This is a genomic window from Mycobacterium sp. RTGN4, from assembly GCF_033804635.1.
In the GTDB taxonomy this organism is placed as follows: Bacteria; Actinomycetota; Actinomycetes; order Mycobacteriales; family Mycobacteriaceae; genus Mycobacterium.
The window spans coordinates 152,638-174,095 of the sequence record NZ_JAPZLB010000003.1 but is presented as its reverse complement, the minus strand read 5'-3'; the positions used below and the strand labels follow the sequence as shown (position 1 = coordinate 174,095).

22 protein-coding genes and 1 pseudogene are annotated in these 21,458 nt (G+C 65.7%); 4 read left to right on the top strand and 19 right to left on the bottom strand.

Annotated features, from left to right (window positions below; translation table 11 throughout):
* Window positions 1-24: 24 nt before the first annotated feature.
* Genes rplW through rpsJ form a run of 4 tightly spaced genes read right to left on the bottom strand, consistent with a single transcriptional unit; the run spans window position 25 to window position 1,965 of the window.
* Entirely contained in the window at window positions 25-327 is a 303-nt protein-coding gene (gene rplW, locus SLQ30_RS07705; RefSeq protein WP_319445676.1) for a 50S ribosomal protein L23, read from the bottom strand.
* A complete protein-coding gene (gene rplD / locus SLQ30_RS07700; RefSeq protein WP_319445675.1) occupies window positions 327-992 on the bottom strand; it encodes a 50S ribosomal protein L4 in 666 nt (221 codons plus the stop codon). Before rplD ends, rplW begins: the two co-directional genes overlap by 1 nt.
* Window positions 992-1,645: a 50S ribosomal protein L3 gene (rplC, locus tag SLQ30_RS07695; RefSeq protein WP_319445674.1), complete on the bottom strand. Its 654-nt coding sequence runs from the start codon at window positions 1,643-1,645 to the stop codon at window positions 992-994. The genes rplD and rplC overlap by 1 nt, the downstream gene beginning before the upstream one ends.
* Before the next feature lie 14 nt (window positions 1,646-1,659).
* Window positions 1,660-1,965, bottom strand: coding sequence for a 30S ribosomal protein S10 (gene rpsJ / locus SLQ30_RS07690; RefSeq protein ID WP_003925843.1), 306 nt, complete (start codon window positions 1,963-1,965; stop codon window positions 1,660-1,662).
* Between the two features lie 495 nt (window positions 1,966-2,460).
* Between rpsJ and SLQ30_RS07685 the strand changes: the two are divergent.
* Window positions 2,461-2,872: pseudogene (locus tag SLQ30_RS07685) on the top strand (hotdog fold domain-containing protein).
* A 4-nt stretch (window positions 2,873-2,876) separates the two neighbouring features.
* Here the strand turns inward: SLQ30_RS07685 and SLQ30_RS07680 are convergent.
* From SLQ30_RS07680 to SLQ30_RS07650, 7 genes are all read right to left on the bottom strand, one after another.
* On the bottom strand, window positions 2,877-3,860 hold the full coding sequence (locus SLQ30_RS07680; RefSeq protein ID WP_319445673.1) for a cation diffusion facilitator family transporter: 984 nt from the start codon (window positions 3,858-3,860) through the stop codon (window positions 2,877-2,879).
* Window positions 3,857-4,246 carry a metalloregulator ArsR/SmtB family transcription factor gene (locus SLQ30_RS07675; RefSeq protein WP_319446068.1) on the bottom strand — a complete coding sequence of 130 codons (390 nt, stop codon included), beginning with the start codon at window positions 4,244-4,246 and terminating at the stop codon, window positions 3,857-3,859. Before SLQ30_RS07675 ends, SLQ30_RS07680 begins: the two co-directional genes overlap by 4 nt.
* 101 nt (window positions 4,247-4,347) lie before the next feature.
* Window positions 4,348-4,695 carry a hypothetical protein gene (locus SLQ30_RS07670; protein ID WP_319445672.1) on the bottom strand — a complete coding sequence of 116 codons (348 nt, stop codon included), beginning with the start codon at window positions 4,693-4,695 and terminating at the stop codon, window positions 4,348-4,350.
* 155 nt (window positions 4,696-4,850) lie between these two features.
* Window positions 4,851-6,308, bottom strand: a complete 1,458-nt coding sequence (locus tag SLQ30_RS07665) for an aldehyde dehydrogenase family protein (RefSeq protein WP_319445671.1) — start codon at window positions 6,306-6,308, stop codon at window positions 4,851-4,853.
* 276 nt (window positions 6,309-6,584) lie between these two features.
* Window positions 6,585-7,937 carry a hypothetical protein gene (locus tag SLQ30_RS07660; RefSeq protein ID WP_319445670.1) on the bottom strand — a complete coding sequence of 451 codons (1,353 nt, stop codon included), beginning with the start codon at window positions 7,935-7,937 and terminating at the stop codon, window positions 6,585-6,587.
* Window positions 7,938-8,605: 668 nt separating this feature from the next.
* Window positions 8,606-8,962, bottom strand: a complete 357-nt coding sequence (locus SLQ30_RS07655) for a nuclear transport factor 2 family protein (protein WP_319445669.1) — start codon at window positions 8,960-8,962, stop codon at window positions 8,606-8,608.
* Window positions 8,963-8,968: 6 nt separating this feature from the next.
* Window positions 8,969-10,579: a carboxylesterase/lipase family protein gene (locus SLQ30_RS07650; RefSeq protein WP_319445668.1), complete on the bottom strand. Its 1,611-nt coding sequence runs from the start codon at window positions 10,577-10,579 to the stop codon at window positions 8,969-8,971.
* A gap of 114 nt (window positions 10,580-10,693) precedes the next feature.
* On the opposite strand from SLQ30_RS07650, the gene SLQ30_RS07645 reads away from it, so the two are divergent.
* Window positions 10,694-11,947 (top strand): cytochrome P450, encoded by a 1,254-nt coding sequence (locus tag SLQ30_RS07645; protein WP_319445667.1) that lies wholly within the window; start codon window positions 10,694-10,696, stop codon window positions 11,945-11,947.
* On the opposite strand, the gene SLQ30_RS07640 is transcribed toward SLQ30_RS07645, so the two are convergent.
* Window positions 11,948-12,574, bottom strand: coding sequence for a TetR/AcrR family transcriptional regulator (locus SLQ30_RS07640; protein ID WP_319445666.1), 627 nt, complete (start codon window positions 12,572-12,574; stop codon window positions 11,948-11,950). It abuts the gene before it with no gap.
* Window positions 12,575-12,668: 94 nt separating this feature from the next.
* Here SLQ30_RS07640 and SLQ30_RS07635 point away from each other — a divergent pair, with 94 nt between their 5' ends.
* Window positions 12,669-14,258 (top strand): MFS transporter, encoded by a 1,590-nt coding sequence (locus SLQ30_RS07635; RefSeq protein WP_319445665.1) that lies wholly within the window; start codon window positions 12,669-12,671, stop codon window positions 14,256-14,258.
* Window positions 14,259-14,278: 20 nt separating this feature from the next.
* Window positions 14,279-14,950 carry an aspartate/glutamate racemase family protein gene (locus SLQ30_RS07630; protein ID WP_319445664.1) on the top strand — a complete coding sequence of 224 codons (672 nt, stop codon included), beginning with the start codon at window positions 14,279-14,281 and terminating at the stop codon, window positions 14,948-14,950.
* Here SLQ30_RS07630 and mftG read toward each other — a convergent pair.
* The 7 genes from mftG to mftA all read right to left on the bottom strand — a co-directional run bounded on the left by mftG (window position 14,937) and on the right by mftA (window position 21,442).
* Window positions 14,937-16,355 carry a mycofactocin system GMC family oxidoreductase MftG gene (mftG, locus tag SLQ30_RS07625; protein ID WP_319445663.1) on the bottom strand — a complete coding sequence of 473 codons (1,419 nt, stop codon included), beginning with the start codon at window positions 16,353-16,355 and terminating at the stop codon, window positions 14,937-14,939. The two genes, SLQ30_RS07630 and mftG, sit on opposite strands and share 14 nt — an antisense overlap.
* Window positions 16,356-16,363: 8 nt before the next feature.
* Window positions 16,364-17,776, bottom strand: coding sequence for a mycofactocin biosynthesis glycosyltransferase MftF (mftF, locus tag SLQ30_RS07620; RefSeq protein WP_319445662.1), 1,413 nt, complete (start codon window positions 17,774-17,776; stop codon window positions 16,364-16,366).
* Window positions 17,773-18,504 carry a mycofactocin biosynthesis peptidyl-dipeptidase MftE gene (gene mftE, locus SLQ30_RS07615; RefSeq protein ID WP_319445661.1) on the bottom strand — a complete coding sequence of 244 codons (732 nt, stop codon included), beginning with the start codon at window positions 18,502-18,504 and terminating at the stop codon, window positions 17,773-17,775. Before mftE ends, mftF begins: the two co-directional genes overlap by 4 nt.
* 135 nt (window positions 18,505-18,639) lie before the next feature.
* On the bottom strand, window positions 18,640-19,833 hold the full coding sequence (gene mftD, locus SLQ30_RS07610; protein WP_319445660.1) for a pre-mycofactocin synthase MftD: 1,194 nt from the start codon (window positions 19,831-19,833) through the stop codon (window positions 18,640-18,642).
* 1 nt (window position 19,834) lies between these two features.
* A complete protein-coding gene (gene mftC / locus SLQ30_RS07605) occupies window positions 19,835-21,004 on the bottom strand; it encodes a mycofactocin radical SAM maturase (protein ID WP_319446067.1) in 1,170 nt (389 codons plus the stop codon).
* Between the two features lie 19 nt (window positions 21,005-21,023).
* Window positions 21,024-21,362, bottom strand: a complete 339-nt coding sequence (gene mftB / locus SLQ30_RS07600) for a mycofactocin biosynthesis chaperone MftB (protein ID WP_319445659.1) — start codon at window positions 21,360-21,362, stop codon at window positions 21,024-21,026.
* Complete coding sequence (gene mftA / locus SLQ30_RS07595; RefSeq protein WP_319445658.1) at window positions 21,347-21,442, bottom strand: mycofactocin precursor MftA; 96 nt, start codon at window positions 21,440-21,442, stop codon at window positions 21,347-21,349. Before mftA ends, mftB begins: the two co-directional genes overlap by 16 nt.
* Window positions 21,443-21,458: the final 16 nt, after the last annotated feature.

Below are 21,458 nucleotides of genomic sequence, written 5' to 3'. Positions count from 1 at the left end.
AGTCCTCTGTGCTTCCGCCGGCCGTTACGCCGGTGCTCCGAACAGGTCGATTGGCTTGCTGCCTGCGGCCAGCGTGACGATGGCGCGCTTGCTGCTCTTGCGTTGGCCGTAGCCGCTGCGGGTCCGCTTGCGCTTGCCCTGACGGTTGAGCGTGTTCACGGAATCGACCTTGACGCTGAAGATCTTCTCGATCGCGATCTTGATCTGCGTCTTGTTCGAGTCCGGGTGAACGACGAACGTGTAGGTGTTGTCCTCGATGAGCCCATAGGACTTCTCCGAGATGACCGGGGCCAGAATGATGTCCCGCGGGTCAGTCACAGTTGCCATCAGGCCGACACCTCCGCTGTGTCTTTTTCGACCTTCGTCGAACGTTCGATGTACGCGTTCAGCGCCTCGACGCTGAACACCACGTCGTCGGCGTTGAGCACGTCGTAGGTGTTGAGCTGATCCGGCGAGAGCACGTGCACGCCAGGCAGATTGCGCACGCTCTTGGCACTGACCTCGTCGCTGCGGCCAATGACGATCAGCACCTTGCGGCGGTCGGTCAGGGTGCCGAGGAAGTCCTTGGCACTCTTGGTCGACGGCGTCTGACCGCTGATGACCTCAGTGATCGCATGGATCCGGTCGTTGCGGGCCCGGTCGGAAAGCGCCCCACGAAGCGCGGCGGCGATCATCTTCTTCGGGGTCCGCTCGCTGTAGTCGCGCGGCTGGGGGCCGTGCACGACGCCGCCACCCTTGAACTGCGGCGCACGCGTCGAGCCCTGACGGGCGCGACCGGTGCCCTTCTGGCGGTACGGCTTCTTGCCGCCGCCGGAGACCTCACCGCGGGTCTTGGTGGAGTGGGTGCCCTGACGGGCCGCCGCGAGCTGCGCGGTGACCACCTGGTGCATCAGCGCGATGTTCGGCTCGACGTCGAACAGCTCGGCGGGCAACTCGACGCTGCCGTCGTTCTTGCCGCCCGGCGTGCGGACGTCGATTTTCTTCGAAGCCATTACTTCTCACCTCGTTTGATCGCACTGCGGACTACGACGAGCCCGCCGTTGCGGCCAGGAATGGCGCCCTTGATCAGCAGCACGCCGTTCTCGGCGTCGACCTTGTGCACCACCAGGTTCTGCGTGGTGATGCGATCGCTACCCATCCGACCCGACATGCGCGTGCCCTTGAAGACGCGACCCGGGGTGGCGCAGCCACCGATCGAGCCGGGCCGACGGTGCACGGCCTGCGCGCCGTGGCTGGCGCCCTGGCCCTTGAAGCCGTGACGCTTCATGGTGCCTGCGAAGCCCTTGCCCTTGCTGGTACCCGTCACGTCGACGTAGCTGCCGTCGGCGAAGATCTCGGCGGTCAGTTCCTGACCCACCTCGTACTCGGCGGCGGCGGCCTCGTCGTCCAGCCGGAACTCTGCGAGGTGACGACGCGGGTTCACACCGGCGGCGGCGAACTGTCCGGCGACCGGCTTGTTCACCTTGCGCGGGCTGATCTCGCCGTACGCGAGTTGGACTGCGCTGTAGCCGTCACGCTCCGGGGTGCGGATGCGTGTCACCACATTGGGGCCGGCCTTGACGACCGTCACCGGGACGACTCGGTTGTTCTCATCGAACACCTGCGTCATGCCCAGCTTGGTGCCCAAAATGCCTTTTCTAGCCATTTCTTTCGGGTCTCCTACTGGATGTTGACGTCGACGCTCGCCGGAAGATCGATGCGCATGAGCGCGTCAACGGTCTTCGGCGTCGGGTCGAGGATGTCGATAAGACGTTTGTGTGTACGCATCTCGAAGTGCTCCCGCGAGTCCTTGTACTTATGCGGGGACCTGATGACGCAGTAGATGTTCTTCTCCGTCGGCAGCGGCACCGGACCGACCACGCTGGCGCCCGTACGGGTGACCGTTTCCACGATCTTGCGCGCCGAGGCGTCAATCGCCTCGTGGTCGTAGGCCTTGAGCCTGATGCGGATCTTTTGTCCCGCCACGCTTGTCCTACCTCACTATTAACGGGCCCGTGCTCGGGCCTGGTCTTCGTGCGCGTGCCCTCGGTGTCCCGAGCGCAGCGCGCTGGCTTATGCCGCCGCTGTTTACCTGTCTGTGGTTCACCGACCCCCGCGCTCGGGCGTGTCGCCCTTGCACACGCTCGTCCGCGCCGAAAACTTCCGCCACGATCGAGGTTGGGACCGGACGCGCCCGCAAGGGCGCCGGTCGTATGCCCGACCAGGCGAACCTGGCTCAAGGCAACCCGAACAGTATGCCTCAAAAGGTCACGTCAGCCAAATCCCTGATCAGGGCCGACTCAGCGCATTCCTCTGCAGGCCGACCTAGTCTCCCCCACCACGACCGCAGCGCTACAACTGCCACCGCGACTGCTGCCGACCAGCCCTACCTTACTCCGGAGTAAGGTAGGGCTGGTGAGTACGCAAACGCCGACCTACCGCGCCTGGAGTCAGCTGTCAGGACGCCCGGGCGGAAGCGTGATGTTCTCGATCGCCGCCATGGCCCGCGTGCCCTACTTCGCCTCGGTGCTGCCGCACGTCAGGCGGATGGAGCCGGGGTTGGCCGAGGTGGACGTACCCAAGTGGTTCCTGGTGCACAACCACCTCCACACGGTGCATGCCATCGCATCCTGCAACGCGGCGGAGATGGCCTATGGGCATGCTCATGGAGGCCACCGTGCCGACCACGCATCGCTGGATCCCCAAGGCGATGACCGTTCAGTACCTGGCGAAGGCCACCACGTCGCTGCGCGCGACGGCCCGAATCGACCCACCCGACTTCGGCGCCGTCACCGAGGGCACGGACCTCGTCGTGCCCGTCAGCGTCACCGACCGCCACGGCGTCGAGGTCGTCCACGCCGACATCACCACGTGGGTCACCCCTGCGAACTGAGCGTCTATCCCGGTCCGGCCGGATAGGCGTGAATCAAAGCGCTCGCGAGCTTCGGTACCGCATGGGTGAGTGCGTGCTCGGCCCGGTGCGCTACCTGGTGAGCGTCGGCGAGGCTGGTATCGGCTTCGATGTCGAGTTCGGCGTCCGCGTGCAGGCGGTGTCCGATCCACCGCATGCGTACGCTCCGCACGCCGACCACACCCGGTTCACCAGCCAAGGCGGCTTCGGCGGCGTCCACTAGCTGCGGATCGACGCCGTCGAGCAGGCGCCGGAACACGTCGCGGACCGCCGTCCGGAGTACCGCGACGATCGCCACGGTGATGATCAGCCCGACGATCGGATCGGCCAGCGGAAACCCGAGCCATACGCCGATAGCCCCGAAAACCACTGCTAGCGAGGTGAACCCGTCGGTCCGGGCGTGCAAGCCGTCAGCGACGAGGGCCGCTGAGCCGATTTGGCGGCCCACCCGAATCCGGTAAACAGCGACCAGTTCGTTGCCTGCGAAACCGATGACTCCTGCGGCGATCACCCAGCCGAGGTGGTCGATGGTGATCGGATTGACCAGCCGTCGGATCGCTTCGTATCCGGCGATGATCGCAGACAACGCGATCATCAGAATCACGAACAGTCCGGCGAGGTCCTCGGCTCGCCCGAAGCCGTAGGTGTACCGCCTCGTCGCCGCCTTGCGACCAAGGACGAAAGCGATCCACAACGGGATGGCCGTCAGGGCATCCGAGAAGTTGTGAATGGTGTCTGCTGCCAGCGCAATCGACCCCGACATGATCAGGACGACGACCTGGAACGCGGCGGTGATGCCGAGTGCGATCAGGCTGATCTTGACCGCGCGGATACCGATCGTGCTGGACTCCAAGGCGTCGTCGACGCTGTCGGAGGCGTCGTGGCTATGCGGGGCGAAGAGCTCGCGCACCACGCCGCGCATCCCCTTGGGATGGACGTGGTCGTGGTAGTCCGTGTCGACGTGGCTCATCGACCCCTCGCCTCTCGGTTGCGTTGCGGGGGCAACACCGCGACCTCGCCGGCTCCGCGGTGGTGGCCGGGCACGCCGGGGCTGGCGTGCTCGGCGTTGAACACGGCATCGCTGACCAGTTGACGGACGTGCTCGTTCTCCAGGCTGTAGAAGATGGTCGTGCCGTCACGGCGGGTGCGCACGAGTCGCGCCATCCGCAGCTTCGCCAGATGCTGTGACACCGACGGCGCAGGCTTGCCGACGTGCTCAGCGAGATCGTTGACCGATAGCTCGCGGTCGACCAGCGCCCACAGCACCCGCACTCGGGTGGCGTCGGCCAGCATCCGGAAGATCTCGACCATCAGGCCCACCTGGTCGTCATCGAGCCGCTGCCCAGGTGGCTGCATAGCTACGTTCATACGCAGATAGTAGTACACAAGGGGGCGCTGGAGGCATGCGTCATTCAGCCCGCCACCTCGCGTCAGGTGGCGGGCTGATCGACCGGGGCTCAGCTGGCTTTGGAGGTAATCGCGTTACGGTTCAGCACCGGCGCCTTCTGCGGCGTTCCGGTCAAGACCGGCTTGGTGCCGACGCTGCGACTCGGCGCAGCGCTGACGGTGATGGTTCCACCGCTGCACGTGACGGTCTTCCCGTCGACGATGACGCCCTGGCCGTCGTCGATCGGGATGTCGTAACCGTCCTTGTCGGTGTAGTGGCATCCGCCGTCAGCGCCAGCGGACCCCACCGGCTGGGCGTTGGCGATCGCCGGAGCCAAGGCCACGAAGGCCAGGGCGCCGAGCAGCGTCGCTGCGTACTGGAAGCGAGTCAGCTTGCGGGGGGTCGCGGTGTTCTTCACTTGGGTCTCCTTGCCGTTGTCGCGACCCTTCGGTGGGCCGCGTTCGTCAGCTAGGAGCAACCGGGTGCAGAACTTCCCACACTTTTTTGCGAAGTAGTTTCGGCTACGCCAAAGCCGCTACGCCAAAGCCGCTATGCCAACGGCGAGCCAAGACGTCAGAGCTGAGCCCAGACCGACTTCGTCTTCATGTAGGCGTCGACGCCTTCGCGTCCGAACTCATGGCCCCAACCGGACTGCTTGTAGCCGCCAAACGGCACGTCGTGGTCGAAGACCAACTGGCAGTTCAACGAAACCGTGCCCGCCTGCAGACGCTTCGCCAGCCGGTGTGCACGGCTGAGGTTGGTTGTCCACGCGGTGGCGGCGAGTCCATAGGTGGTGTCGTTGGCCATTGCCACCGCTTCGTCGTCGTCGTCGAACGGAATGATCGGCACGACGGGTCCGAAGATCTCTTCCTTGTAGAGCCGGCTCGTCGCGGGATCGACGTTGGTGAGCACCGTCGGATGTACGAAGTAGCCCTTCCGGTCGAGGCGGTGCCCGCCCGTGACCACGTCGACACCATCGGCCTTGCCCTCGTCGATGTAGCCCATCACGCGTGTCAGCTGCTTCTGACTGATCAGCGGGCCGATCATGCTGCCCTCTTCCTTGGGGCCGCCGAGCTTCAGGTTGTTCGCCATCATCGAGATACCGTCGACGACCTTTTCGAAGACGCCTCGCTGCACGAAAATCCTTGAGCCACATACACACCCCTGGCCGGAGTGCACGAAGATGCCCATCGCTGCCATCATGATGGCCTTGTCGAGGTCGGCGTCGTCGTAGATCAGCACTGGCGACTTGCCGCCGAGTTCGAGCATGACCTTCTTGAGGTTGCCCGCAGACGCCTGCACGATCAACTTGCCGACCTCGGTCGACCCGGTGAAGGCGACCTTGTCTACGCCGGGGTGCGCGGTGATCGCCGCTCCCACGGTGTGGCCGTATCCGGTGAGGAGGTTGACGACGCCGTCTGGCACACCGGCCTGGGCGATGAGCTTGTTGAGCAGCACCGCCGAGAGCGGAGTCTCCTCGGCGGGCTTGACGAGCATGCTGCAACCCGCGGCCAGCGCAGGCGCAAGCTTGGCGCACGCGTTGAAGATGGGGCCATTCCACGGAAAGATCAGGCCCACAACGCCATACGGCTCCTTCAGCGTGTAGGCGTGCATGTCGACATACGTGTCCGACGCAATGCCACTGGTCTTGACGTCGTAGGCGGTGCCGTTGAGCTTCGAACACCATCCGGCGTAGTAGCGGAAGAACTCGGCGCTGGTGGGCACGATCAGCTTGGCCTGCATCAAGGGCATGCCGGTGTTGGCGGAATCGAGCTCGGCGAGTTCGTCGGCGTGCTCCTCGATGAGATCGGCGATACGCCACATGATCTTCGCCCGCTCGCGGCCGGGCAGGCCGGACCACACGCCCGCGTCGAAGGCGGCGCGCGCACGCGTCACGGCCTCGTCGACGGCTTCTGCACCGCAATCGGTGAACTCGGCGATCTGTTCTTCCGTCACGGGATCGATGACCGCAATCGCGTCCCCGGTTCCGGGGCGCTCACGCAACTCTTCGATTACCGACTGCAGCGTCATTCTGTGCTCTTTCACTCGTTGGGTTGGTGATCGACGTTCGTTCGATTGAATTTGTTGCAGCGCCACCGCGGGCCTCCCCAGGCTCGGGTCGGGACCGGGTGGATAGGAAAGCCTCATGTGCTGTGCACCTGCTTAGCATCCGGGGCTCCGCGACGTCAAGGTTCCGATTCACTCGACGACGCCCCTGGCCGCTCGCGAGCCTTGGGCCTGGACGGAGGGGCTCCCCACAAAGCAATCGGCCCCCTCCGCGGAGGGGGCCGATCGACGTTGCGCTTACTACTTACTCGACTTGGACGACCCTGAATCCGCCTTCGCGTGCTTGGACTCGCCGGAGGCCTTCTTCACCGAGTCGCGGATCTTCTTGACCGCTGAGCTCACCGGGTTGTCGGCCTGCGCACGATGCCGACCAGTCTTGTCCGCCTTGGCGGGCTTCGTGGTCGTGTCGCTCGTGCCGGCGGCATCCTTGGTGTCGGTGGCCGACTTCGTCGAGGAGACGCCCTTGGTGGTGGTCGCATCCTTGGTCGAATCTTTGACCGTCGCGTCCTTGGTGGTCGCATCCTTGGACGTCACATCCTTGGCGGCAGTCGCGTCCTTGGCCGTCGCGTCCTTGGCAGTCGCATCCTTAGCGGCGGTCGAATCCTTGGCCGTCGCATCGGTGGCGGCAGTCGAATCGTCCGCCGTCGCATCGGCTTCCGTCTTCGGCGGCGCGGCCTCGAGCGACTTCAGGGTGACGGTCTTCGCCGCGGGTGCGGCAAGCGTCGAGAATGCGGAGGTAGGCGGCGCGAGCGGCTTGAGCGAGTCCGCAATGGTGTCGCGGAGGCCGAGCAATCCGGAAACGAGGCCGGCGCCGAATTGATTGGCGGCCGACGTCAGCAGTCCGGGGCTCGTAACGCCCGGAAGGCCTTCGATGGCGCCCGTTCCATTCAGAATGCCGTTCACGACTTCAGTCGGAATGCTGAGTGCAGCGCCTATCGCATCCGGTAGGTCGCCACTCTTGACTGAATCGAGCACGTCTTGGGCTTGCGTACCGAAGTTGGTAAGCCCGGCGTAGACCGGTGTGATCGCGGTGAGCGCAAGGAGCAGCACCGGTGAATCGGGACCGGCGATGGCGTTGACGGCGTTTGCGAAGTTCTGTGAGGAGTTGACGGCAATCTGGTTGATGGCCGGCAACGCAACGGCCAACCCCAGCGCCGCCCCGAGGGGAAGCTGGAATGCGCTGTTGACCGCGTCTGCGATGTCGCCCGCCTTCAGTTGGTCGGCGATCGTCTGAAGCTGGCTCGGAATGGTCGGCAAGAAGCCCTGGTAGAACGTAATGGCCTGCTGCAGTGCGTCTCCGAGGACTGCGGCGTTGGCGCCCTGATTCGTGATCAGTTGGCCCAGGATCGGGGCGGGATCGGTCGCGAACTGAGTGCCCAGACCGGCGACGTTGTTGGCCGTGTTGAGTACCAGTTGCGTGAACGATTCGAGCGGATTGACGACGGCGTCGAGCTCCACCGCAACCGACGACACCGCGCGTTGGACCGTCGCCTGAACATCCGGCATGGGCGGTGTTAACGGCGAAACCGCAAGGGCGCTGGCTGCCAACAGCGCGACGCCTGCCGCGGCGTGTGGACGAACAGCTTCGTGCATGACCTCTCCTTAAAACCCTCAACGTGACCCCCGACACAGGGAAAGTAATCGTTACTACTGGTGAGTAAGAACAAATTGAAAAAGAGGCAGTGGCTGCCATAATTTGACCGGTTAACTATGCCTATAGATTCCCTAAGTACCAAGTCGTTGCCGGTCAGCCATATGATTGACGGTGCAGCAAATAACAAAGATATTGCTTCCTTAGCGACGCGAATTGGTTAAGCGTTACACGTACTTACCCCGTAGTAATGTGGCCGAGTTTGCTGCGCAGTGAGGTCTTGGTTACCCAACCGCAACAAATAGGGGTACACCCGGGTACCGGTCACTTTGCGGAGTCAAGCATCCCGAAGGGCTCCCCGCGACCTCTGAGATTGTTTGCTGATGCAAACAGGCGGCGGGCGTCGCCCGTTGTCGCCAGCATTGTCACGAGTCGGTCGACACCGTGTTTGCCAAGGGTCCGAAAAAATTTCTCTGACAAGTTGCTGAAATTACAGATTGCGTCACACCCGTCACACAGGTGAAGCCGATCCGGGGCCACTGACACGCGGATGTCGCGGCTAAACCCCACTTTTGGGCGTGCGGCATCCACTCGGCGACGATCCAGCCGCAACGAGGCGACGCGTCGCCAAGCTACCAGCGTTAGCCGAAGGGCACTTACCGGTCGTGTGCTAGGTATGCAGGTAGGTGCCGTGGCCCTCGCGCACCAGGCCGCCGTCGAACACCAGCACCTCGTTGACCAGGCCGCCCCGTTCATTGCGGTAGTTGATTACCAGCAGCGACTCGCCGCGATACACGCCGATGACGTCGAAGTGCAGCTCGGGCACCACCTTCAGTGCGGCCACCCAGTAGTCCCGCAGCGCAGCCTTGCCATGCACCACTCCCCCGGTCTCGGGCAGCAGTCGCGCGGCCACCGGCGAGCTGAATACGACGTCGTCGTGAAAGTGCGCGAGCACCGCCTCAACGTCGTGCGCGTTCCAGGCCCGCGCCCACTCGTCGCCGAACACCGCCGGATCGGGAGTCGCCATCGTCGGTCACCCCTTCATGCCGGCCCAGAAGCCACACTGGTGTCTTTGGTCGAAATCGGTCACCAGCCTGCTGCCATCGGGCTGCAATGACAACCGATTTTCCGCGGCGGGGTTGGTGCCGAGCGCGGGCCATTTCGGCTGATCGCCGCCGGGCTCACCGGTGGCGACGAACCCGCTCCAGTAGTCGATCATCTGGTCCGACAACGCCTGCTGGGCCGGGTTCAGCGGTGGCGCCCCACCCACGTCGAAGAGGTACCGAAGCTCGAGCGAATGGCTGGCACCCACGGGAAACGGCAAGGTACGCAACGGGTCTGGTGTCGGTGGTGCGGGGTCGTTGAACTCGTACGAGTAGACGGTGCTGCTAGCGGCCAACTGCTCGCTCATTCGGTCTGCGACGCAGGCGAATACGCCGTCGGTAACCGCGGCCGAATAGGCCAGCGCCGCGCTGCCTGCGTAGTGCTCCAAAGGATAGTGTGCGGCGATGGCGGGCGCGCCGACCCCGAACGTGTCCGACAGCAAGTGCGGGTACGCCTCGGCCGGAAACCTGTGCCCCAACCGCAGGTACTGCAGGGCGACGAACAGCGTGAACTCGTCGCGGTTGGTACCGATCAACATGGGCACCTTCGCTGCAGTTCCTGACGCGAACGCCGCCATGGGGTCGACGGGCAGAGCCTTCGTTCCCGTGACCGGTCCACTCAACGTGTCGTCGCCAATCCGGAAGTACCACACGGGATTTCTCAGCTTGTCTGCGGGCAGCGCGCGCAAGCACTGCGGCGCGGTGACCGGATCGCCACACCCGGCGTCGCGCGCGTAGTCGAGGCTGATGCGCTCCGCCTCGGGCAGCGGGATCTGGGCTTGGCACGGACCGCTCTGGACGATCGCCGCCCGGAACAGCCCCGCCGATCCCGGCGCAACGAGGTGGTCGCACACCGACATTCCGCCTGCCGACTCGCCTGCGATGGTCACCTTGTCCGGATCACCGCCGAAGTTCGCGATGTTGTCACGTACCCAACGCAACGCCGCCTGCTGGTCGGCCAGCCCGTAGTTGCCCACCTCGCCCGCGGGCCCGAGTGATGGGTGCGCCAAGAAGCCCAGTGCGCCAAGGCGATAGTTCAGGGTGACGACGACGATGTCGCCGCGTGCCGTCATCCGCTGCGAGTCGTAGATGCCACCGCTGCCATTGATGAAGCCGCCGCCGTGGATCCAGATCATCACTGGCCGCCGCTCATTGGACGGCGGCGGGGTCCAGACGTTCAGCGTCAGACAGTCCTCCGAAGAGTTCCGGCCTCGCTCGAAGTCGCTCATGTCCTGGATGCATCGCGGACCCCGCGTGGTCGCGTCGCGCACCCCCGGCCACGAGGCTGCGGGCATCGGCGGCTGCCAGCGCAGCGGGCCGACGGGCGGCGCGGCGTACGGAATTCCCGCGAACAGCCGATGGTCGGGCGCGACAAGGCCGCGCACCTCGCCCGTCGCCGTCTGCGCCAAGGCCGGGTCGGGTGGTGGCCCCGGCGGCGCAGGAGCGGCCCCGTCGCCGCGCCCGCAGCCCAGCGTCAGCAGCGCGACGACGATCAACGCGGTCGCACTCCGGGCAACCTGCCGGACCGATGGGGAGCGCACGGGTTCCGAGCCTACTGATGGCGAATGAGGACAATCGGGTCTAGAACTCCATCGTGCCCACTTAGACTGCTACTTGACACCCGTCAAGTAGCAGCCCGCGAGTGAGGAGTTTCAATGAGCACGCCGACGATTGATGACGCCGCGAAGGTTCTTGCCGATCCGTCGGCGTACGCCGACGACGAACGGCTCCATACGGCGCTCACTCACCTGCGCGCCAACAATCCCGTTGCGTGGGTGGACAATCCGCCGTATCGGCCGTTCTGGGCGATCACCAAGCACGCCGACATCATGGCGATCGAACGCGACAACGAACTGTTTCTCAGCGAGCCGCGCCCACTGCTGACCACCGCCGCAGGTGACGACATGGCCAAGGAGCAACTCGAGGCGGGCATGGGATTGCGCACACTCATCCACATGGATGATCCGCACCACCGCAAGGTGCGCCAGATCGGAGCCGACTGGTTCCGCCCGAAGGCCATGCGCGACCTGAAGGTGAGGGTCGACGAGCTCGCGAAGCGCTACGTCGACAAGATGGCCGACATCGGCCCGGAATGCGACTTCGTGACCGACATCGCCGTCGACTTCCCGCTGTACGTGATCATGTCGCTGCTCGGCCTGCCGGAGTCCGACTTCGGTCGCATGCACGCCCTGACCCAGGAGATGTTCGGCGGTGACGACGACGAGTACAAGCGTGACGGCGGCTCGCTCGAGGATCAGCTGGCCGTGCTGCTCGACTTCTTCGCCTATTTCTCCAAGCTGACGGCGTCTCGGCGCGAGCACCCGACCGACGACTTGGCCTCGGCCATCGCCAACGGCCGCATCGACGGCGAACCGCTCTCCGACGTCGATACCGCCTCGTATTACGTCATCATCGCGAGCGCCGGACACGACACCACCAAGGACGGCATCTCGGGCGGAATGCGCGCGTTGATCGACAACCCCGCAGAACTCGACCGACTGCGCAGCGACCCGGGCCTCATGGGCACCGCGGTCGAGGAAATGATCCGATGGTCAACTCCCGTCAAGGAATTCATGCGGACCGCCAGCGCAGACACCCAGGTGCGCGGGGTCGACATCGCCAAGGGTGAGTCCGTCTACTTGGCATACGTCTCCGGCAACCGCGACGAAGAGGTGTTCACCGACCCGTTCCGCTTCGACGTCGGGCGTGACCCCAACAAGCACGTCGCCTTCGGGTACGGCGTCCACTTCTGCCTCGGCGCCGCGTTGGCGCGCATGGAGATGAGCAGCCTGTTCACCGAGATGGTGGCCCGATTGGACTCGATCGAGTTGACCGGGGCGCCAGAACTGAGTGCGACGACGTTCGTAGGCGGGCTCAAGCACCTGCCAATTCGATACTCGTTCAAGTAGTTACGGAGCGGGCTTCTTGGCGTGCGTGGCCAAGAAGCCATCGACGGCGGCTTCGGCGATCTGACGATAGTCGAAGTCCGACAGCGTACTGAGCTTGCCAAGCACGATCGGGCCGAGCAGGAGTAACGCCGCTCGCGTCCGGTCGACCTCACCCAGTTCGGCCTGGGCGACGGGACTGTCGAAGATGTTGTCGAACGGGGCAGCATACTGTTCGGCCACCCGCTCCCGAAGCGTCTGCACCTCTGGACTCTCGGACCGCTTGTCGTTGCCCCAGCGCATCTGTTCCAAGTCGCCACCCAGCGCCAACCACGACATCGCAGCAAGGCTGATGGGCGCCTCCGCGATCAAATCCGAGAACCCCTGCAGCGCAGCGATCAGCCGGTCCCGCAGCGTGCCCTCGTCCGGTGGAATCGGCACAGGCGGGATCAGCGCGTGAAAAGCCGCCGCCAGCAAGTCGTTTCCGCTGGGGAAGTGGCGGTACAACGTCGCCCTCGCGACGTTCGAGGCCCGGGTTACCGCGTCGACGGTGACCGCACTGGGTCCGCCCGACCGCAACAACGCGGTCGCGGCATCGAGCAGACGCGCCCGAGAGCGAGCCGGCCGCGGGTCGGTACGCACCGTTGCCATGTTTCACGCCCCTCCACATTGGGAAACAAGACTGTTAGTCTCTGTTGTAGACGGCGAGTCTCGAAAACATCGTATCGCCGGAAGGAGCGACCTCGTGGTCGACACTCTCTCCCGGCCTGGTCAGCCTACCGACCCCCGGCTGGCGGGCTTGCCCGCTGGGTCCAGAGTCTGGACGCTGTTCGTCGCATGCCTCGGCGTCCTCCTGGTGATCTCCTCGATGGTCGCACTGAACACGGCACTGCCAGACATCGCGAGGGCGACCTCAGCCAGCCAGACCCAACTGACGTGGATCGTCGACAGTTACACGCTGACCCTGGCCTGCCTGTTGCTGCCGGCAGGCGCGCTTGGCGACAGGTACGGAAGGCGCGGCGCGCTGCTCGTCGGACTCGTGGTGTTCGCCCTCGCGTCCGTCGCCCCGATCATCTGGTCGGACCCCGTGCACCTCATCATCTCCCGGGGCGTGGCGGGTGTAGGCGCCGCGTTCGTCATGCCCGCGACGTTGTCCTTACTCACCGCGGCGTACCCGAAAGACCAGCGCAACAAGGCCGTTGGCATCTGGGCGGGCACCGCGGGCACCGGAGCCGTCGTCGGAATGCTCGGCTCCGGCGGTCTGCTCCACTTCTGGTCGTGGCAGTCCATCTTCTGGGGGTTCGCCGGCGCGGCCGCGCTCATCTTCGTACTGACGCTCACGGTCGGAACGTCGAAGGAGTCAGAGCCCAAGCCGCTAGATTGGCTGGGCGCCAGCGTGATCGGCGGAGGGGTCGCAATCCTGGTCTTCGGCATCCTGGAAGCCCCTGCGCGCGGCTGGTCCGATGCCTTGGTGATCGGATGCATCGTCGGTGGCGTGGTGATGTCGATCGCCTTCGGAGCGATCGAACTGCGCACGCGTCAGCCGCTACTCGACGTCCGACTCTTCGCCAATCCGACATTCGCAACGGGAGCGGCGGCGATCACCGTGTTCTTCCTCGCGATGTTCGGCTTCTTCTTCATCATGATGCAGCACATGCAGCTGATCCTTGGCTACGACCCGATCAAGACCGCCATGTCGCTTGCCCCGATCATGGGCCCGATCCTGGTGCTGTCTGCCACGTCGTTCTGGTACCTGCCCCGCGTCGGCCTGCGCCTGGTCGTCTTCACCGGCCTGGCGCTGATCTCCGCAGGCTTCTTCTTCCTCCGGTGGGTCGAGGTGGACTCGACGTACTGGGACATGGCTTGGCCGATGGTGGTGATGAGTGTTGGAATCGGATTACTAACCGCACCAACGACTTCCGCCATCATGAATACCGCTCCCGACGACAAGCAGGGGGTGGCATCGGCCGTCAACGACACCACCCGCGAGATGGGGGCCGCCCTCGGCATCGCGCTGGCCGGTTCCCTGCTGGCGGCCAAGTACTCCGACGCGCTCAGTCCGCGTTTGACCGGGTTCCCCGCACCAGTGCGCGATGCGGCCGTCGACTCCCTCGGGCAGGCCATCGAGGTGGCAAAGCGCATCGGTCCGCAGGGGGCACACCTTGCCGAGCTCAGTAAGGCCGCCTTCATCGAGGCGATGCACACCTCACAACTCGCGCTCGCCATCACCGTCGCCATCGGTGCCGTGGTGATCGGACTGTGGGCGCCCGGCCGCGACGACCAGCAGCTGCGTCTCGTGCGGCGCATGCGAACGCGTGGTCAGCACCGCGCCTGACCGGCACCTAGGCTTGAGCAGTGCGCCTCCTTCTCGTCAACCCGAACACGACCCCCTCGATGACGCGGGACATCGAGGCCAGTGCCCGTGCCGCCGCAACCTCCGACGTCATCGTCGAGGCGACGAACCCCACCAGCGGGCCGGCCAGCATCGAGAACGACGACGATGAACAGCGCTGTGTCCCACACCTTCTCGCGGAGTTCGAGCGCGCAGCAATACGTCCGAAGGACCGGCCGGACGCCTACGTCATCGCATGCTTCGGCGATCCGGGGTTGGACCAGGCGCGCGCCCTCGTCGACGGCCCGGTACTCGGCATCGCCCAGGCCGCCATGCACGCCGCCGCACTGACCGCGGGTGGCTTCTCGGTGGTGACCTCCATGTCGACGACGGTGCCGCGCGCGTGGGCACTGGCGAAGGCGTATACCCCTGGCCAATGCCTCGGCGTGCACGCAAGCGACATCCCCGTGCTGACGATCGACTCCGATCCCATGACCGTCTACCCGATCGGTGAGCTCTGCGAACACGCCCTCGCACAGGACGGCAGTCGCGCGATCGTGTTGGGCTGCGCGGCTATGGCCAAGTTCGCGGCCCCGCTGACCCAGCGCCTGGGCGTGCCGGTCATCGACGGCGTCGTCGCGGCCACCCTGCTCGCCGAAACCCTCGTCAGGCTGGGCCGCGTCACCGCAGGATGAACTCAGCAGCGCGGTGGCCGATCATCACGATGGTGGCGTGCGGACCCCGGCTGGTGATGCTCGGCATGATCGAACCGTCCACTACCCACAGTCCGTCGACGCCGCGGACCCGGCACTGTTCGTCCAGCACCGACTCATCCTCGTCGGTGCCCATCGGCGCCGTCCCGGAAAGATGCTGCGACGTCGACCAAAACGATTCGCGCACATGGTAACCCGTTCCCGCCAGGTGATGGGCTAGTTCGGCACCCACCTCGAGTGCCACGACATCCGACGGCTCGCTGTCGTACCGATGCGCGATCGCGGGCGGGACGGCAGGGTCCGGCGATACCAGCGTCACGCGGCCTCGGCTGCGCGGACGCATCAGCGTCACCCCGAAATGGGGGCGGTCAGCCGGGTCTGCGTGCGGGCCGCCGGTCATGGCCCCGAAGCCATTGGTGTACGACCTAAGCTCCAGTCCGTCGGAGGTCGTCAGCACGGCCTCCAGTGGAGGTCGGCCAGGGGCCGCGGGCCAGTCGACCGGAAGTACCCATTCGGGATGATCTGCACACCGGGTACCCACCGGTGCGTCCGAGTGCACCGCAATGCCCATCGAACGCAGCGCCCTCGCGGGGCCGATCCCGGACAGCATCAACAGCTGTGCTGAGCCAATTGCGCCGGCGGACAGCACGATTCGATCTGCCGCCAGGTATTCGTGGCCGTCGGGGCCGTCGCACTCGACACCGACCGCTCGCCCGTTGACGATCCGAACCGCCACGACGTGTGTCCGTTCCCGCACCGTCAGGTTTGGTCGCGCCGCGGCCGGGCCGAGGAACGCGCCTCCCGGTCCCACGCGCGTGCCGCCGTCGATGTTCAGGGGCACCGCACCCACCCCGGGCGCCGCACCCCCCACCCCGTTCAGGTCATCGATCCAGTCATAGCCAAGCTCACGCGCGGCGTGAACGAAAGACAGTGCACCCTCATCGAATTCGGCGACACGGCGGATCTTCATGGGTCCGTCCGCTCCGTGGAGCGGACCGACGAAGTCGAGGTCCGTCTCGATCGCGCGGAAGTGCGGAAGCACGTCCGCCCACGACCAGCCGGGCACCTTCCACGACTCGAAGTCCGCGGGCAGCCCCCGGCAGAAGTACCCGCCGTTGACCGCCCCCGACCCACCGACCACGGCACCACGCATGATCACGGCACTGCGTGGCGGCGATTCGGTGAGCGTCGTCTCATAGCGCCGCACCACCGAGCTTGCCTCGCCGATCGGCAACCGCAGTCCGTCACTGATTTGCGCCATCACGTGCGGGTCGGAGGGACCCGGGCCGCCTTCGACGACCGTCACACTGCAGTTCGAGTCAGTTGAAAGCCGTTCGGCCAGCACACATCCGGCGCTACCCGCGCCGACGATCACAACGTCCGTCAAGGTGAGCTTCAGGTCCGAATCTGCGGTTTGAGCGCGCCAAGATGACGCTCGCGCACCACACCGGTCCACAGTCCAAGGCCGTAGGCGATGTCGTCGAGCCGCTTCAGCAGCAGGTAGGTAATCAGCCCGACGCGTTGCGCCTCGTCGTCCGAGTTGCGATCACGGCTTGCCCAATCGACGACGCCGTCAACCACCGCGGCCACCAGCACGACCTGGCGACAGCGGCGGAACAGCACGGCGGCGATGAGCGCGATCGGCCAGTAGTGCCGACAGATAGCCGAGGCCAGCTGCAACGCCGCCGCCCACAGGCCCTGCGCGGCGACGGCCGCGACCTCCTTGGGTTCGGTGTCGACGGATCGCAGCGAGTTGGCGATCCGCCTGCCGGTGATCAGCGCGACGATCGTCGACGCAAAGTAGCCGATCCCGGACCCCAAGGACAGCAGGATCCAGACCAGTAGTGTCCACCCGGAGATGACCAATGGGGCCGTCTTGCCGGGGTGACGGACCGACAGCGGAGCGGCGGAGGATCCATAGAAAGCCTTGCGCGCGAACCACTCTCGAAGTTCGGTCCGATGATCATGGGCCACCAACGCAACGGGTTCATAGCGGAGCCGCGCGCCTGCTTCGATCAACCGCCAACACAGATCGACGTCCTCGCCCGATATCAGCGTCTCGTCGAAGCCGCCGAGTTCGTTGAGCACGCTGCGCCTGCAGATGATCGCGGCGCTCGGCACGTACGAGACGGTTCCGTAGGGCACGACGGGCGCCTCACGTTGGCCGAGGTCGAGCGACGACCTGACCGCCTCGTACCGCGCCACCGCCCCCTTTGGCTCGCGCAGGTTGACGATGCGAGGGGCGACCAGCGCCACCGTGGGATCGCAGAAGTGCCCGAGCAGCGCTTCCAGCCAGCCGCGCCGGGGCACCACGTCGGAGTCGAGGAAGGCCACGAAGTCGGTTTGGCAGGCCGCCAGCCCAGTGTTGCGCGCCGCAGCCGGGCCCTTGCTTCGCGGATGGCGGATCACCTGGACGTCGCAATACAAGCCGTCGAAGTCAGCCGAGCTCATCGGCACCTCGGAGCCGTCGTCGACGATGACGACGCGCATCCCGCGCAGGGAGTGCATGAGGCGACTGAGCCCAACTGGGTTGTCCCGCACCGGGATAACGACGGTGATGTCGCGGTGCGAGGGGCCGGTGGCCGGCCTTGGGTGTGCCACCGTCGCGTCGAGCAGGGTGCGCGCCAGCTGCGCGCTCTGCGCGTCGTGGACTTCGAGCCTGCCGCCGTTGAGCATCGTCTGGGCCGCGGGCGCCAGCCTCAGCAACCGCGTGGGTGACCCTCCGAGCAGAGCCGCGCCCTCGCTCAGCACCTTGACGCGCCGGTCCACTTGGACGGCGAATCCATCGGGCAGCCTCGGTCCCGTCACTGCAGCATCCCCCCGCGGTTCGGACTCCAGGAAACAATACGGCGAACGCACGTGTCGACCATCTCGGCCAAGATGCGCGCACCCTCAATTGCGGAAGCGGTGGTCGGGTCCCCCAACACCCCGACCGGGCTGACGGCCGCGACGCCGCCGCTCCGCAGCTGCGGCAACAACTCCGCTAGCGGCGCGTCGTTCCCGGGTACGCATTCTTCCAGCCAGACGTCGTCCGGCGAAATATGTAGCAATACAGACGTTTCGGTGTGCCCCGCGTGGGCGTCGGCTCCGGCGACGGTGCAGGAACACCACGCCACGTCGCGGCCCTCCTGGCGCAGCAACGTCGTCGCGCCAGCAACCGCCTCGAGGTTGCCACCGTGGCCGTTGACGAAGACCAGCCGTGAGGCCCAGCTGCTGGCCGAGCGACCGAACTCGACCAACAAGAGCTGCAGCGCAGCGGTACCGATGGACACCGTGCCGGGGAAACCCTCGTGTTCCCCGCTGGCACCGTAGCCAAGCGCGGGCGCCATGAGCCATGAGCCATCGAGCCGCTCAGCAACGCCCCTGGCAACTGCGTCCGCGATCCGGGTGTCGGTGTCCAGTGGCAAGTGCGGCCCATGTTGCTCGGTCGAACCGAGCGGGACGATCAACGCGGGCGACAAGTCGTGCAGCTGCCTCGTCGTTGAGTTCCCAAGATCACTGGGGAAAGCCACCCGCCGATGGTAGGCCGAATTCACCTGGCGTGCGCCGGTTGTTGGCGTATGCGCAGCAATTCATTTCCGCGTACGTCTCCTGGCACGTCAGCGGCCGACACGGCAGTCTCGCCAGCCACGTCCGTACCAGGCCAGGTAGGGCCGAGCGGGTTGCCGTGGTCAGGACTCCCGACTCGGGGGCACCCCGAGCGCTCTGGCGAAGCCGGGCGGCACCAGGATGTCGTCAGCAACCAAGTCATGGACCGACGCCTTGCCCAGTCCCCGCAGCGCTGAGTCGATGCCGCTGGACAAGATGTCGAGCACGTTCTCGACACCGGCCTGCCCCTCGGCGGCCAGGCCCCACAGGTACGCCCGGCCGATCATGACCGCACGGGCGCCGAGTGCCACCGCCTTGACCACGTCGCTGCCGCGTCGTATGCCGCCGTCGAGCAACACCTCGACCTGATCGCCGACCGCGTCGGCGATGGCGGGCAGGCAACGTATCGCAGCTGGGGTGCCGTCCAGATTGTTACCACCGTGGTTGGACACGGTGATTGCCGAAACACCTGCATCCACAGCACGTTTGGCGTCGTCGACGCGGACCATGCCCTTGAGCAGGAACGGACCGCCCCACTGCTCGCGCAACCACGCGATGTCCTCCCAGGTCGGTGGCGGGGTACCCATCCACTGACCGTAGGCGTCGAAAAACGCCGGGCCCGACTCGCCGCGCTTGCCCTGATTGGGAACCCGCAGGTCTGGCGGACGCAGGTGCTTGCCGAAACTCCACAGCCATCTGGGCTTCGTCAGTACCTCCGGAGACATCCGCAGCATGGTCTTGAAGTCCATGCGCTCCGGGATCTTGGGACTACCCCAGTCGCGTCCGTGACTGAAGCTCCAGTCGGTGGTCGCGATCAGGCCGACCGCTCCCGCATCCTTCGCGCGCTGTACCCGCTCAGCTATTTCGTCGCGGCTGCCCAGCCAGTAGATCTGGAAGAAGATCTTGTCGTTGACGGCGGTGACTTCTTCCATCGGCTTGCTGGCGAACGACGACAACCCCATCGCCGTTCCGCGCGCGGCGGCCGCCTTGGCGACCGCCACCTCACCGTCAGGGTGAACCGCCTGCACACCGGTGGGCGAGATGATAACTGGCATCGAAATATCTTGGCCCATAACGGTTGTCGCTAGCTCGCGCTTCTCGGTCGCGCCGATGACATGCGGGGCGAAGCCGAGCTCGGCGAACGCCTCCACGTTGTCGGAGACCGATACGCCCTTCTCGCTGGCAGAGATCAGCGACGAGTAAGCAGACTTGGGCAGTCGCTTCTTCGCCCGCTGCTGGGCGATGGCGACCGTTTCGAACCATTTGTCACGGGCCATCTCAGACGGGACTCTCGTTACAGAACTTCTTCGGCGGGGCGAGCAGCTTCAGTGGGATCGGCGCCTTGCGCCCGCCACTGCGCGAGTGGTCGACGCTCGACTTGGGCTTGTTCCGCTGGAGCGCCAAGGCGGGCTCACCGTAGCCCTCCACGCACTCGGGATCGGGTCCGTCGAGCGGAAGGCCGGTGAAGAACTTCGCGGCCATGCAGCCGCCGCGGCAGGCGTCGTAGTGCCCACAACCACTGCAGGCGCCGGCTGACTGCGGTTCACGCAGTTCACGGAACAACTCCGAGTTCTGCCAGACGTTCTGAAATCCGCTGTCGCGCAGCACGTTTCCGGCAAGGAACTTGTCGTGGATGGCGAACGGGCACGCGTAGACGTCGCCAAGCGGATCGATCAGGCACACCACCCGGCCGGCACCGCAGAGGTTGAGACCGGCCAGAGCGCCTGGCTCGCCGAGCCCGGACAGGTGGAAGAAGGAGTCGCCCGTCAGGACGCGGTCGCCGCGCGCAACCAGCCAGTCATAGAGCTGGACCTGCTGGGCGGGTGTCGGGTGAAGCTCGTCCCACACGTCGGCGCCCCGGCCCGACGGACGCAGCCGGGTGATGCGCAGGGTGGCCCCGTACTGGTCGGCCAGTGTCTTGAAGTCGTCGAGTTGGTCGACGTTGTGCCGGGTTACCACGACGGAGATCTTGGCGTCCTTGAACCCTGCCTCAGCCAGATTCTCGAGCGCGCGGATCGCCATCGCGAATGAACCGGGACCGCGGACCTCGTCGTTCACCTCAGCGGTCGCGCCGTCGAGCGAGATCTGGACGTCGACGTAGTCGCTCGCGGCCAGCTTGGCCGCCACCGCTGGCGTGATGCGCACCCCGTTGGTCGAGAACTTCACCCCGACGTGGTGGGCCGTGGCGTAATCGACGAGCTCCCAAAAGTCAGGCCGCACAGTCGGTTCGCCGCCGCCGATGTTCACGTAGAACACCTGCATGCGCTCGAGCTCGTCGATGATGTCCATGCACTGACGCGTCGAGAGCTCCCGGGGATCGCGCTTGCCCGACGAGGACAGGCAGTGCACGCACGACAGGTTGCACGCGTACGTCAACTCCCACGTGAGGCAGATGGGCGCGTCGAGGCCACGCTCGAACTGATCGACGAGCCGCGGGACTGGCTGCATCGCCGGCGCAGGCGCCGCATCAACGGAGGTCATTGGGTTCCTTTGCTATCAGCATCTGGGACTGGACGAGCACGCTCAGCGCGTGCACGTAGGGCGCCTGTTGAGCGTCGTCGATTCCGGCCGCGCGCAAGGCCGAGCGAGCGTCGGGGTGGTCGGCCAGCGCGTTGACCACCTCGACGATCGTCGTGTTCTTCAGGAACGAGAGCTTGCGGGTGCCAAAGTGATACAGCAGCGCCCCGAACGGCTCCGGCCGCACCGACACCTGGTGGTGCAGCCGCCAGCCACGGTCGGGTTCGAACACCACTGTCCCGTTGCCAAAAGCTTCGGCGGGTGCCGTCACTGTCAGTAGACCCCGCACATACCGTCGATGGAAACTTCTTCGACCAGGCTCTCGGTGACGAGTTCTTCCTGGCCCTCCACTTGCTGAGTCGGCTCCATGTTGTTCCACCTTTCG